The following is a 12749-nucleotide window of genomic DNA, read 5'->3' on the forward strand; positions in this document are numbered from 1 at the left end:
TTCTCGTCACCACGACCAGCGGCCCGGAGCAAGCCGGAGACCCGCCCGCGCAGAGGGCAGGGAGGGCTCAGGGGTTCACGGGGCTGACGGTGTGACCACCAGCCCCTGATGTGTCCGACTCAGGACTCGACATACCTCGCACTCTACATAGGCCCGCTGCCGGTGGGGCTCGGCCGATCGGGTGGAATCGGGCTCCGAGCCGCATGCCGCGGTACTCGACATCGCCAAGTACGCCCTCGGCCGCTGGACCGTCACACTCGCCGCGGTCGGCACGGTGCTCAACATCGCGTTCACCGCTCCCCTGGTCTGGCTGGCGACCGACGACCGCCTGTTCCAGGCCGCCTACTTCGACGCGCAATATCCCGCCGACGGAGCCGGCGCCATGAGCCTGGTGACGCGGATCGTGATAGCGGTGGCGATCGCGGTGGCCGTCTGGGATATCGGCGAAGGCTGGGTCAAGGCACTGCGGACGCGCTGACGGCCCGCGACCGGAGACGACACTCACATCGCCGCCGCCGCGAGACGGCGACGGAGCCCGGTGACCCCGTCGACCGACCTGTGGGCTGCCGCCAGTGAATCCAGTTCACGCAGGTAGACACCCATGCGACGGGAGCGGACATGGGCGGCTTCATCGATGGCGGCGTGGCCGATGACGGTGGCCTCGTGGGGGTCGCCGGTGGCCATGACGAGCGAGGCCAATTTGAGGTGCGCCAGCGCCCTGGACCGGACGTAGATGTCACCGAAACCACTGACGGCAGTCTGCAGGCGCGCCCGCGCCTCGCCGACGAAGCGCCCGTGCAACGCCATGTCGTAGAGCGCGTGCCCGGTGTCGCCACCGAGTTGGGCATCGTCGTAGTAGGCCATGAAGAACGCGTCATCGCCGGGGCTGCGGTTGCTGAAGCTCTCGTCGGCCTCGCCCACCGCACGCACGGCTTCCTCGACACGGTGCAGTTGGGCGAGCGCACGTGCCCGGATGACCCGCAGGCTGGCGCGTTCGGTGGGGGTGAGGCGATCGGCCCGCACCAGTCCGAGTTCGGTGAGGGTCAGTCCGGCATCCGGGTCACCGCACCAGATCTCCTGCCGGGCCATACAGGACAGTACTTCGGCGCGCAGATGGACATCGCTCGCCTCCTCGGCGCAGCGCAAGGCCAGGCGCTGCATCCGACGAGCGTCGTCGTGCGCGTGCGAGTCGAACGCCATCCAGGCCGAGGTGTTGGCGAGAAAGCCGACAGCGCTGAACAATTCGGCGCGGTTGGATGCCGAACAGCGGGCATCGAGCAGGGCGACGGCGTAGCGCAACTGGGCGGCGACGGCCTCGCGGACCAGGACACCACCGTAGGTGTTGTCCCAGGTGTCGAACACCCGGGCGGTGTCGAGTATCTGCGCGATCTCGACCTTGCCGACACGCGCCGGAATGGGCGTCGGCTCGGTGATCTCGACCAGATCCGCGAGCGCGGCCTGCGCGGTCACCGCCGCGGTCACGCCCCCGGCTGCCCGCAGAGAGTCGGGGCGGTGCAGGGGATCCGCCTCGACCCCGGCGCGCAGCGGTGCGTGCGCCGCCCGCTGATCGAAGAAGCCGAGCTGGTGGTCGGAATCCACACCGAGCACATGCCGAAACGCTTCCCGATACTTCGGGTCCGGCCAGGTCCGCTCGCCGCACAGGTAGCGGCGAATCGTCTCGTCGGTATAGCGTCCCGGGGTGCCCGTGATCTGGTCGATCCGCGCGTTGACCCGCCGGGCCAACCCATCCTGAGTCAACCCCGCCTGTCGGATGAGCTGCTGCAACTTGCTGTTGGACACCCGCTGGCGTCGTCTCACCGCTCTCGAACTCCCCTTGCCCCCGAAGCCCTTGTCAAGATCTGACAACGAAAAGGCTACGTCGACACTCCGGTTTCGGCGACCGGAGTCCGCCGACCCCCCGACTTCGCCACCCGTACCCCCCCGTTGAGCGCCGGTGAGTACGTAACTTCTTCTGGGGCTGTCATTTTCACCGAAACTGGGCCAGCCTCGAGAGACCGACCGGCGCCTGGCGCGCGCCGTTCGTATCTCGCTCGAACCGGGAGTCCCTTTTGCCCTCAGCACAATCCGGCGTTCCCGCCGCCGGCCGTCGCCCCACGGCCCACGGCTCGCCTCTCGACACCGACGGCGAGTCCCGTGTGCCCATCTACACCGAAGAGTTCGCGGCCGACCCGCACGCCGTCTACGGGCAGCTGCGTGAGCGGTTCGGGTCGCTGGCGCCGGTATGGCTCGCTCCGGGAGTCCGGGCGACCTTGGTGATCGGCTACTGGACCGCGCTGAAGATCATGAACGACCCCGAGCACTTTCCCGCCGATCCGCGGATGTGGGAGCGCGACATCCCACCGGAGTGCCCCGTGCTGCCGATGATGCAGTGGCGACCGAACGCCCTGCGCAGCGCCGGGCTCGAACACGAGCGGTATCGGTCGGCCACTGTGGCCGCCCTCGGCCGGGTGGATCTGGCCGCCCTGCACACAGCGGTCGAGCGGATCGCGGTGACACTGATCGACGAATTCGCCGACCGTGGCCGGGCCGACCTGCTCGGCGACTACGCGGTCCCGTTGGTGTTCGAGGTGATCAGCGAGCTGATCGGGTGCGATCCCGACGTCAGCGCGCAGACCGCCGCCGGTATGGCGATGATGTTCGACGCGACTGCCGACGCCGCCGAAGGAAACCGGCTGATCGTGACGGCGCTGGGCGAACTGGTCCGCCGCAAACGCGCCAAGCCGGGCACCGACATCACGTCCTCGCTGTCGGCCCATCACATCGGCCTGTCCGACGAGGAGATCATCCAGCAGCTGGTCACCCTTTACGGCGCGGCGAGCGAGCCACTGACCAACCTCATCGCCAACGCCCTGTCGTGGATGATGACCCACCAGGATTTCGGGGGCGATGTCGTCGGCGGGTCGTTGTCGACCCGTGACGCGCTCACCCACGTACTGTTCCGCGATCCGCCGATCGCGAACTTCTGCATGTCCTATCCGCCGCAGCCACAGCTCATCGACGAAACCGTTTGGGTGCCCGCGCATCAGCCGATCGTGATCAGTCTGGCCGCCTGCAACAACGACCCGGCCGTCCTCGGCGGCAATATCCGCCACAACGAGTCCCATCTCGGACTCGGCGCCGGACCACACCGCTGCCCCGCGCAGACACCGGCGCATCTGATCGCTGGGGAGGCCATCGATCAGATCCTCGACTCTCTGCCCGAGATGGACCTGGCGATCCCCGCCGAGCAGCTGCGGTGGCGACCAGGACCGTTCCACCGGGCGCTCGAATCACTGCCCGTCCTCTTCTGACCCATCCCACCCGCCGAACGTAAGGCTCTCCGATGACCGCTCTTCCCTCTTCCTCCGTCGCAGCCACCCCCGTCGTACTCGATCCCACCGGCACCGACATCTCCGCCGAGGCCATCCGTCTGCGTGAGCTCGGACGTCTGGTTCGCGTGGAACTGCCTGCCGGGGTGCAGGCCTGGGCGATCACCGATCCCGTCCTGCTCAAGGAGTTGTTCGTCGATCCGCGGGTCTCCAAGGACGCCGCGCAACATTGGCCCGCCTTCATCGCCGGGGAGATCGGGGCGGACTGGCCGCTGATCTCGTGGGTGTCGGTGCGCAATATGCTCACCGCCTACGGCAAGGACCATCAGCGGTTGCGCAAGCTCATCGGACCGGCGTTCACCCCGCGCCGGGTCACCGCGTTGCGCCCGCAGATCGAGAAGATCAGCACCGACCTGCTCGACGACCTGGCCGCCCGGCCCACCGACACGGCGATCGACCTGCGGGAGGAATACGCGGCGCAGGTTCCGCTGCGGGTGATCAGCGCGCTGATGGGCGTCCCGGCCGATCTGCAGCCCGGGCTCCGACGCTGCATCGACGAGATCTTCTCCACATCCCCGGAGCGCGATCCGCAGGAGACCTTCGCCGAGATGGTCGGCATCCTGGGCACGCTCGTCGCCCGTCGCCGCGCCGAGCCCGGCGAGGACATGACCAGCCTGCTCATCAGCCACCGCGACGAGAACGAAGACCGCCTCACCGAAGAAGAACTCGTCCACACCCTGCTCCTGGTGATCAGCGCCGGCTTCGAGACCACCGTCAACCTGCTCGGCCAGGCCGTCTACCAGCTGCTCACCCGCCCCGAACTGCTGTCCCAGGTCCACGCGGGCACCATCAGCTGGTCACACCTGATCGAGGAGACCCTGCGCTACGCACCCCCGGTCTCGAACCTGCCGCTGCGCTACGCGATCACCGACATCGACGTGGACGACCAGCAGATCAAGGCGGGCGAGGCGATCATCACCAGCATCGCCGCCGCCAACCGCAGCCTCGAGCTGTACGGCCCCGACGCCGACGAGTTCGACCCGAGCAGGACGACCAAGGACCACGTGTCCTTCGGCTACGGCGCGCACCACTGCCTCGGGGCTCCGTTGGCCCGGATGGAAGCCGAGATCGCGCTGCCCGCGCTGTTCGAGCGGTTCCCCGAGCTGGCGCTCGCCGAGGCACCGGAGGCGTTGAAGCCGTTGAGCAGCTTCATCTCCCAGGGACATCAGAGTCTGCCGGTATATTCGGGCCGGCAGCCGGGGGTGGCCGCCGGACAGTGAGGCGAGCCGGGGACGCGACCCGAGCGCCGTGGCGAATTCAGGCCGGAAACTGGCCTATATCCGCGGCATGCTCGAACCATGAGCGAAACCGAATCGACTCCGGGCCAGACCGACATCACCGACTACGACGACCCGAACGCGCCGTGGAACCAGGCGTGGGACCAGGAAGGCGACATCGCCCACTGGAACGATGATGTGATCAAGGAGTTCCGGGAGAACTCGGGCAAGGTGGGCGGTGCCTACGCGGGCGGGGACCTCATCCTGCTCACCACCACCGGAGCCAGGAGCGGCAAGCGGCACACGACTCCCCTGGGGCCCCTGTACCGGGGCGACATCATGTACGTGAGCTCGTTCATCGAGGACAGGTACCCGGCCTGGTGGTACAACATCAAAGCGAATCCGCAGGTCACCGTCGAACTCAGGGACAAGACCTACCGGGCGACCGGCACGGTGCTCGAAGGCGCGGACTACGACGAGTTCGCGGCGTGGGCGCTGGCGGACAACCCTCTGCTGGCAGATTTCCAGTCCAAGGTCGACCGACCCATGCCGCTGGTCGTGCTGACCCTCGACAGCGAGGTCTGACCGGGTGTCGGCCGGCGGGTCCGCGGAGGACCGCCGGTCACCCCGCACAGCCTTCACCCGCCGCGCACATCAGCACGCCCGAAACAGGGGCTCCCCGATGACATCGGACGGGAACGGCAGTACTCGCCCTGAACGAGATCGGTGGACCGTGTGAGGTGCGTGGACACTGGGGCTCAGTGTGCTGTTGGGGCGGGCACGGCCGGTTCAGTAATGATCTTGGTTACCACACACAGGATCGTCCGAAAGCCATTGCCGTGCCCGCGTTCCCATCATCTCCCGTTGCCTGTCCCCATGCCGAACCGGGTCCGGTTTCGACACGACGACCCGAAGATCCGGATTCGGAGGTGGTAGTGGCAGGGTTGCTGGAACTGTTGGAGACGGTGGCCGACCCGCGGGATCGCCGTGGTGTGCGGCATCGGTTGACAGTAGTCCTGGCGATCGCGCTCGCCGCGCCCCTGGCCGGGGCCAGGTCGTTCACCGCGATCGCGCAGTGGGCCGCCGAAGCACCCGGACCGGTATTTGACACAGCTGGGATCGGTGCGGCAGGCACCGTCGGAGTCGACGATCCGGCGTGTACTGCAACGAGTGCCCGGTGACCGGTTCGACGAGGTGATCGGCGCCTGGATATGGCTGCGCACCGGCATCGTCGGTGGTCGGCGAGTGATCGCGTTCGACGGCAAGACCCTGCGTGGGGCCAAGGACACCGCCGGGAACATGATCCACCTGCTGGCAGGGTTGTGTCAGCACACCGGCACCGTGCTGACACAACTCGCCGTCAACGCGAAGACCAATGAAATTTCCATGCTGCAAACACTTTTGGCGAGGACGAACATCACCGCAGCGGTGATCACCGCCGATGCGTTCAACTGCCAAAGCCAGACCGCGGCACTGATCTGTGATCGCGGCGGCGACTACATCCTGACCGTGAAAGCCAACCAACCCAACCTGCGGAAACCACTGAAACGTCTCCCCTGGGGCGACGTTCCGATCGCGAACACCACCACGACCACCGGCCACGGCCGCCGCGAACGACGAACCCTGAAAGCAACAGCGATCGATACCGGTATCGGGTTTCCCGGCGCCGAACGGCCGTGCGAATCACCCGCACCCGCACCGACCGCAAGACCGGCAAACGCAGCAGCGAAACCGTCTACGCCGTCACCAGCCTCACCGCGACCACGCCACACCCGAACAGATAGCCCACTGTTTATGAGGACACTGGGGAATCGAGAACCGCACCCACTGGGTCCGCGACGTCACCTACGACGAAGACCGCTCCCAGATCCGCACCGGCCACGCACCACAAGTGAAGGCAACCCTGCGTAACACCGCCATCAGCCTGCGCCGCCTGGCCGGCCACACCAACATCGCCGCCGCGCTCCGATATCACACCTACGACTTCTCCCGACCCGTCACACTACTATTGACCTGCTGAAACACGACTTTGCCGGGGCCCTGGCCGTCTACCCTGTCCCCAACGGACCTCTCCTCCAAGGCATGGCCACGCTATGTGCGGATCGCCGACGAATTGCCTGCCACCGCCACCAACAAGATCCTCAAGCGTGAACTGGTCGCCGAGGGGACCGAGGTCGGGAACGACACCCTGTGGACCCGGCCCGTGCGCGAACGGACTAATGACCGAATGAAGATCCGAACGACGCGAACGGTGCCGTAGCTGCAGAGGAACCCACAGGCGCTCACCGAACTCGACAGCGCCTGTGCCGAATTGGCCGACGCGTTGTCAGCGGCTCGGGACCGGGCCACCGTCGGCGGTGTCGCGGGGCACCTTCACCTCGATCGGCCGACATCGGTGATCACCGTCTTCAAGCGGGTCCCGCTGCGGCTGTTGCGGCCGGCCTGGGCATGCTTGTCGTAGCCGAGTTGGTCGACGGCCTCATCCTCGAGCGCGGATTCCAGCACCCGCCTGGTCAGCTGCTGCAGCACCCGCCCTCACCGGTCAGCCGCAGGCCTTCGCTGCGGGCCCGGTCGACCAGCATCGCGATCATCTGCTCGTCCAACACCTCCGCAGACGGATTGATCGCGGCCCGAACCTCAGTCATAGCCTCACTCACTTGGCTTCTCTCCCTTGATCATCGAGATCCGCCGTTGATGAGACACTCCCGCTAACGGGCCTGCTGTATCACCTTGACCGTTTCGTGGGCAAGAAGATCGGAGGTGAGAAACCGCTCGGTCAGGAAGTGCCATAGATTGGTCCCTGCAATCTCCGAGAGAGTTACGAATCGCCCGAATGGGTTGGTGCGCCCGGCGAGGGCTTCCAGTTCAAGAATGAGAGCCGCCCAATGCGCGGTATCGATATACCACACGACACCCCGATCGGCGTCACCCTCACTGAGATCGTCTGCATAGGGGAGCAGGGATATCGTCTCCGCAGTACCTGCCAAGCAAGGGTTCGGAGTCGCGGAGTAATCTGACGTACGTGCGGCCCATATGCGCGCCTCCGATCGGGACTCGACCGCGACTGCCGGATCGAACTCGTGCGTATCCCATGGTGGAGCGAATGCGGAGACGTCGGGGAGGAATCTTATTTCGATGCGTGCGTTGAGGGCTACCATATAACCGCCTGACAGGAGGTCAGGACGATCCGACGCGATCGCCCACTGCAATGGTTGCACGCAAATCAGGAAATCGCGAAGATTCGGCACTTTCATTATAGGGTTCCCCCCAGGGTGCGGCCGGACCTTTCGTACATGAACATCAGAAACTGCACATCGGGAAAGAATTCATCGGCCCATACCCTGTCTTCGACACCTTTAATGCGCGAGTTGCGGATCCTTCTGCACCAAGAATTCAGCCGTTTCCGCAGCAGTGTTCCCCCTACTCCGACAAAAGGCGGTAAATTCAGCTGGCGTCTCGAATTCTTTCATTTTATATACCTCTATCTCCGAAAGGTGGCATAAACTCGATCGAAATCTCCGTCCAACCGGGCTTGCGCCTCATCTATCCTCACGCGATCGAATCCGTAACGTGCAGCTTGCCGACCTGTCCACGTGCGCCTCGCCGCCTGCACTAGACTTTCCCCATTGCGAACGTCTTCATTGAAACCAGCCAAGTTGTCACCATACACCCATATCCCTTGCATCTCCTTGCTTTGGTCGCCGAAGTGCTGCATCACCTCGTCGAACATTTCTCGCCCACACAAGGGTGAGGTTCCCCCGCTTCTTTGGAGGGCTCTGAGCATGGTCCGATAGGGCCAGGAAGGGAGCCCCGCGTGGCAGCACCGAAGAAGTACCCGGACGAGTTGAAGGCCCAAGCAGTCCGGTTGTATCAGGACTCGGACCCGAAACCGACTGTCCGGAAGCTGGCCCAGCAGTTGGGTGTGCATCACGAGGCGTTGCGCACCTGGATCCGCCAGGCCAACGCCGGCCAGCGTCCCGAACCGGCGGATGTCGATCTGGCCGAGGAGAACAAGCGGCTGCGTAAGCAGGTCGCCGAGCTGGAGCGGGTCAACGACATCCTGCGTTCTGCGAGTGCGTATTTCGCCTCGGAGCTCGACCAGACCCGGAGGTGATCGTGCGCTTCGTCGAAGACAGCCCGCACCCGGTCGAGCTCGTATTGCGGGTGCTGGGCGTCGCGTCGTCGACCTACTACTGGTGGCGCAAACGCCTGCAGGAGCCGTCGGCGCGGCAGATCGCCGACAACCAGTTGCTGGCTGAGATCGTCGATATCCACACCAGCTCCGGCGGCACCTATGGCTCGCCCCGGGTGCATGCGATGCTCGCCCGCCGCGGAATCGCGGTCGGCCGCAAACGAGTGGAAAGAGTGATGCGAGGCGCCGGGTTGCAGGGCGCTTTCCTGCGGAAACGGTGGCGGCTCGGTTCCACGCGTCAAGATCCGCGGGCAGCGCCAGCGCCGGACCTGGTCGAACGGGTCTTCACCACCGATCGCCCGAACCGGCTATGGGTGGCGGACGCGACTCGCATCGCGTGTGGTCAGGGCGCGTTCTGGCTGGCAGCGGTGCGGGATGCGTTTTCCAACCGGATCGTCGGGTGGAAGACCTCCGACCGCTGTGACACCGAGCTGGTGCTCGGTGCCCTGGAGTATGCGGTCTGGAGCCGCGATATCCGTGACGGTGAGTTGATACATCACTCCGACCGCGGGTCGACCTACACCGCTATCCGGTTCGCGAACCGATTGGCAGACAACGGAATCGCGCAGTCGATGGGGTCGGTCGGGGATTCCTACGACAATGCGTTGATGGAGAACTTCTTCTCCACGTTGAAGACCGAGCTGGTCTATCGCCGGTCCTGGCGGACCCGGGAAGAGTCCGAGAACGCCCTGTTCGCCTACATCGACGGCTGGTACAACACCCAACGCATCCAGAAGAAGCTCGGCTGGCGATCACCCGACGAGTTCGAAGCCAGCTACCATCACCGAGTTCCAGCCGAAAGCTGGTAATCCGCCCTCCAACAATGCGGGGGAACCTCAGGGTGACCCAAGGCTCGGATTATTGTCTATAGACCTACACGAACACAACCACACCCGCAAACATATACTTCCTGGTCAGTACGTCATCGATCGACTATTCCTCGACCGATACAAGGTTGCCGCCCGCCGCCCAAGCTAGGTAGCGAAGCGGTCCGATACTGTACGGCCACGAATCGAGTTGCAGTTGCACTACCAACACCGGACCGTTACGGCTATGTCCCCACCAGCTCCAAACGCGATTCTCCATTGCATAAACCCACGAGTCATAGTCCCATAGGTTTTCATTCTCCCGTATCTCTTGCCTCGAGTGCCCTTCGAACGACTCGATGAACCACTCCGGCAGGAAAGGCTTCAGATATGCACCCAGATCTCCTGGTGCCGTATCGCCCGATTTACCCGAAGGAAAATCCTCGATCCGCAGGTGTTGAGGCCGATCGGACCCGGTCGCCACAATCCACTGCCGCATCACCCCGAAAATCTTCTTCTCCACATCAGAATCTTCACCCAGATGTATCTTCAGCGTCAGCCACTGCCCCGGCGCCTTACCGAAGTGCGGGTTGCGCTCCAAGTTTTCGATCTCGCTCATGGTATGATTTCTTCCCCACTTCCTGGAATAATGTTATCTTGCAGTCGTTGCCATAATTGCGGGGGTATGCCAAATTGATCAGGATAGGCAGGGTCGTCAATTTGAGCTTTACCCCGGTTTTCCGGAAATCGACCCTCGCGTTGCGGAACCGCCGTTTCACGCAGATAGTACAGAAAGCTCTCCTCGACCTTGAACTTGACAATATAGGAGCCGTTACCACGCTTTTCGATCCACTGGAGCGTCCTGTCCCACTGATTAAAGTTGAGGTGCAGCATCTTATCGCCGAGTATCTCAATAGTACCATCTGCTGCCACTCGGAGGCGCTCCCGACTGAAATTCTTTGGCGGGTTATCGCCACCTTGGACGCGGTAGACATCAACAAGTCCATCGATAGTCTCGATCAATTCGCCCGCCAGTCCTACACGAGGCCCCGACGGATCGATTTCCCCGAGCAACGCACTACGCGTCTTGTCGCTCGGTCCCTTCGGCGTCGCGCGAGGAGTCTCCCCCGGATTTCTCGACGCAGCGATAGGTTCGAATTTCTCATTGCGTCCAACGGCGGTGGCCGGTACGCGTTGCGGCTGATCTGAACCTACGACGTCGATAGGAGTTCTCGGCACCGAGTCCGGATGTATCGGCGGCAGCTCCGCGTGTGGCACAGGGGGTTTGCCGATGTGGGACGGCGGGATCCGGGTGTGTTGGCTGTAGATGTCGATGTGATCGGTCCAGCCGGCCGGGTTCCTGTTGGCTCGGCCCACGGCGCCGGCCTCGGAGGCAACAGCCGGAGTTCCTGCGGCATCTCCCCCACCCGAACCGGGTTTGCCGCGACCACCCGCACCCCTGGCAACACCTAGCGCGATGCCGAAGGCTACGACCGAGTTGGGATCTCGCCAGTCCGGCAGACCGATAGCCATCCCCGCGTGATTGATGAACCCAGCTGTATTGCCCTTGTCGGCTTCGGCTTTGGCCGCCTCGACTTGCTCGGCGACGCCCGCGGCGACGTCATCACTTGTCGGAAGGTTCGGATGCCTGCCGAACCATCCGCCGACACTGTTGACGACAGCGCCCAGATCTGTCATCGCGAATACCCCGACGGCCATGTGGCCGAGCTGGCGGGCAACTCCACCGAGACTCAGCTCCGGATCGCTGTCTACAGGTTCGGATGGACTGGTCAGAACGGGGATAGCCGCCTGGTATTTCACATACTCCGAGACCTCTGGATCTCGCCAGGGGATTCCGGCTTCGTCAAGACGACGGCGAGCCTCGCGCTGCTGCCGTTCCTGTCGCTGTCTGGCATCCGTATACCAAGCGGCCTCGTTGCGAAGACACGGGAGGGTGTCGCTCGTGGCGGACTTCAGATCTTCGAGTTGCTGAGGTGGCGTGTAGGCAGCCGCGTGCAATCGAGCCATGGCCGCATCCCAGGGGTGGGCACCTTGACCGACCCATGGCACGGGCGGGATACGGATTGTCTCGAGATCAGCGATGAGTTGCGACGCTGGGTAGCCTGCGCCGATGCGAAATACCACGCGTGGATCTCGTATAGAGTCCGGCAGGCCTGTCGCACGTGGATCGGGGACACCGGACGCCGAAGGCAGTGGGTCGACGCTGTTCACATCGGAGGCGATGGAGGGAATTGCTGCCTCCGGGACGATCAGTTCGAGCGCACTGCTCGTGGCAGGGCTCGGTGCGGCCGGCCCGGTGCCGAGAACGATCTGTCCGACAAGTGTTTGTTCCACGGTTGTCGCATCGGCTTGCGAGGACTTCTTCTCCTCGGGCTGAGTGATGATCCAGGGCAGCGAGCCGACCGCCCCAGGGGCTCCACTGTCGCTGTTGTAGCCGAACAGGTACGGATACTTTCGGGCGATCTCAGGATCGACCGGCCGCTGCACCGGCTCCGGACCAGCCGAGGTCGGGGCGTCGACCGAGGCCGGCTCTGCGGGTACGGGCTGCGCCGGCCCGGTGGACGGTGCGGACGGAGACTCAGGCGCGGGGGTGGGCGTGGATGGCACCGATACCGTTGGGGCAGACGGGGTGTGGGGCGTTGCCAGGAGGTGCTGTATGTCTTCATCCGCACTATCGCGATCAGCAGACGGCGCGGGAGGGGGCGGGGGTGCGGGCGCGGGGACAGTCGGTGCGGCTTGCGTCGGCGCCGGGGGCATTTCCTGCTTGGGTGGCTTCGGGGGAGTGGTCTGCGGCGGCGTCGGATCACCGATCGGTGTCGCCACAGGTATCTGCTGACGTGCGGACGCGTCCAAATCCGCTCTGTTCAACACGCGTTCGTATGCGCGTGCGGCGAGCGCCGGAGTCATGCCGTGGAAGTTGTGCACCCGCGGCCGGCCGTCACCACCACCATCGGTCCGAGTCCTGGCGGGAGTGAGCGACTGCAGCCACCGCGACCCCGCCAACGGATCGTAAGTCTCTTCTGGCATCGCCATCGTGCGGAACCTTCTCTACGCAGCACCGAAAAGGCCCGCTCCACAAGGGAGCGGGCCAATCGGCGTCCTATGTTCAGTTGGCTTGTGACGT

The 12749-nt window shown here is 64.5% G+C and carries 15 protein-coding genes and 1 pseudogene; 10 read left to right on the forward strand and 6 right to left on the reverse strand.

Features of this window, described 5'->3' with window-relative positions; all coding sequences use genetic code 11:
* Nucleotides 1-181: 181 nt before the first annotated feature.
* Nucleotides 182-478 carry a hypothetical protein gene (locus tag ON26_RS29480; RefSeq protein ID WP_040801277.1) on the forward strand — a complete coding sequence of 99 codons (297 nt, stop codon included), beginning with the start codon at nucleotides 182-184 and terminating at the stop codon, nucleotides 476-478.
* A gap of 23 nt (nucleotides 479-501) precedes the next feature.
* On the opposite strand, the gene ON26_RS29485 is transcribed toward ON26_RS29480, so the two are convergent.
* Complete coding sequence (locus ON26_RS29485; RefSeq protein ID WP_157172065.1) at nucleotides 502-1818, reverse strand: NsdA family TPR-like regulatory protein; 1317 nt, start codon at nucleotides 1816-1818, stop codon at nucleotides 502-504.
* 338 nt (nucleotides 1819-2156) lie between these two features.
* Here ON26_RS29485 and ON26_RS29490 point away from each other — a divergent pair, with 338 nt between their 5' ends.
* The 7 genes and pseudogenes from ON26_RS29490 to ON26_RS34345 all read left to right on the forward strand — a co-directional run.
* Nucleotides 2157-3311, forward strand: coding sequence for a cytochrome P450 family protein (locus tag ON26_RS29490; RefSeq protein ID WP_306307264.1), 1155 nt, complete (start codon nucleotides 2157-2159; stop codon nucleotides 3309-3311).
* Between the two features lie 32 nt (nucleotides 3312-3343).
* The gene (locus tag ON26_RS29495) at nucleotides 3344-4609 is read left to right on the forward strand and encodes a cytochrome P450 family protein (protein WP_051027880.1); all 1266 of its coding nucleotides are present in this window, start codon (nucleotides 3344-3346) and stop codon (nucleotides 4607-4609) included.
* Nucleotides 4610-4687: 78 nt separating this feature from the next.
* Nucleotides 4688-5191 (forward strand): nitroreductase/quinone reductase family protein, encoded by a 504-nt coding sequence (locus ON26_RS29500; RefSeq protein WP_040801280.1) that lies wholly within the window; start codon nucleotides 4688-4690, stop codon nucleotides 5189-5191.
* A 350-nt stretch (nucleotides 5192-5541) separates the two neighbouring features.
* Entirely contained in the window at nucleotides 5542-5787 is a 246-nt protein-coding gene (locus ON26_RS34340; RefSeq protein WP_218000651.1) for a transposase family protein, read from the forward strand.
* Nucleotides 5729-6517 (forward strand): ISAs1 family transposase, encoded by a 789-nt coding sequence (locus ON26_RS32765; RefSeq protein ID WP_218000652.1) that lies wholly within the window; start codon nucleotides 5729-5731, stop codon nucleotides 6515-6517. The genes ON26_RS34340 and ON26_RS32765 overlap by 59 nt, the downstream gene beginning before the upstream one ends.
* On the forward strand, nucleotides 6498-6626 hold the full coding sequence (locus ON26_RS34975) for a hypothetical protein (protein WP_281032419.1): 129 nt from the start codon (nucleotides 6498-6500) through the stop codon (nucleotides 6624-6626). Before ON26_RS32765 ends, ON26_RS34975 begins: the two co-directional genes overlap by 20 nt.
* Nucleotides 6627-6671: 45 nt before the next feature.
* Nucleotides 6672-6866: pseudogene (locus ON26_RS34345) on the forward strand (acyl-CoA synthetase); the annotation flags it as partial.
* Between the two features lie 113 nt (nucleotides 6867-6979).
* Here ON26_RS34345 and ON26_RS34350 read toward each other — a convergent pair.
* The 3 genes from ON26_RS34350 to ON26_RS33695 form a co-directional block, all read right to left on the reverse strand.
* On the reverse strand, nucleotides 6980-7135 hold the full coding sequence (locus ON26_RS34350) for a transposase (RefSeq protein ID WP_218000653.1): 156 nt from the start codon (nucleotides 7133-7135) through the stop codon (nucleotides 6980-6982).
* Complete coding sequence (locus ON26_RS34980; protein WP_281032420.1) at nucleotides 7120-7251, reverse strand: hypothetical protein; 132 nt, start codon at nucleotides 7249-7251, stop codon at nucleotides 7120-7122. Before ON26_RS34980 ends, ON26_RS34350 begins: the two co-directional genes overlap by 16 nt.
* A gap of 63 nt (nucleotides 7252-7314) precedes the next feature.
* Nucleotides 7315-7860: a hypothetical protein gene (locus tag ON26_RS33695; RefSeq protein ID WP_157172066.1), complete on the reverse strand. Its 546-nt coding sequence runs from the start codon at nucleotides 7858-7860 to the stop codon at nucleotides 7315-7317.
* A gap of 560 nt (nucleotides 7861-8420) precedes the next feature.
* On the opposite strand from ON26_RS33695, the gene ON26_RS29520 reads away from it, so the two are divergent.
* Together ON26_RS29520 and ON26_RS29525 are read left to right on the forward strand one after the other, a co-directional pair.
* A complete protein-coding gene (locus tag ON26_RS29520) occupies nucleotides 8421-8720 on the forward strand; it encodes a transposase (RefSeq protein ID WP_040801284.1) in 300 nt (99 codons plus the stop codon).
* 2 nt (nucleotides 8721-8722) lie between these two features.
* Entirely contained in the window at nucleotides 8723-9607 is an 885-nt protein-coding gene (locus ON26_RS29525; RefSeq protein WP_040801361.1) for an IS3 family transposase, read from the forward strand.
* A 124-nt stretch (nucleotides 9608-9731) separates the two neighbouring features.
* Here ON26_RS29525 and ON26_RS33700 read toward each other — a convergent pair whose 3' ends face one another.
* Both ON26_RS33700 and ON26_RS33705 read right to left on the reverse strand, forming a co-directional pair.
* A complete protein-coding gene (locus tag ON26_RS33700) occupies nucleotides 9732-10223 on the reverse strand; it encodes a hypothetical protein (protein ID WP_157172067.1) in 492 nt (163 codons plus the stop codon).
* Nucleotides 10220-12112: a hypothetical protein gene (locus ON26_RS33705; RefSeq protein ID WP_157172068.1), complete on the reverse strand. Its 1893-nt coding sequence runs from the start codon at nucleotides 12110-12112 to the stop codon at nucleotides 10220-10222. Before ON26_RS33705 ends, ON26_RS33700 begins: the two co-directional genes overlap by 4 nt.
* Between the last annotated feature and the right edge of the window lie 637 nt (nucleotides 12113-12749).

The organism is Nocardia higoensis NBRC 100133 (assembly GCF_000308595.1).
GTDB lineage: Bacteria > Actinomycetota > Actinomycetes > Mycobacteriales > Mycobacteriaceae > Nocardia > Nocardia higoensis.

What these genes read in the sequence shown, in the direction of transcription:
- ON26_RS34980 (WP_281032420.1), bottom strand. Translation starts at nt 7,251, where the DNA reads ATGACTGAGGTTCGGGCCGCGATCAATCCGTCTGCGGAGGTGTTGGAC.
- ON26_RS29500 (WP_040801280.1), top strand. Translation starts at nt 4,688, where the DNA reads ATGAGCGAAACCGAATCGACTCCGGGCCAGACCGACATCACCGACTAC.
- ON26_RS33695 (WP_157172066.1), bottom strand. Translation starts at nt 7,860, where the DNA reads ATGAAAGTGCCGAATCTTCGCGATTTCCTGATTTGCGTGCAACCATTG.
- ON26_RS29495 (WP_051027880.1), top strand. Translation starts at nt 3,344, where the DNA reads ATGACCGCTCTTCCCTCTTCCTCCGTCGCAGCCACCCCCGTCGTACTC.
- ON26_RS33700 (WP_157172067.1), bottom strand. Translation starts at nt 10,223, where the DNA reads ATGAGCGAGATCGAAAACTTGGAGCGCAACCCGCACTTCGGTAAGGCG.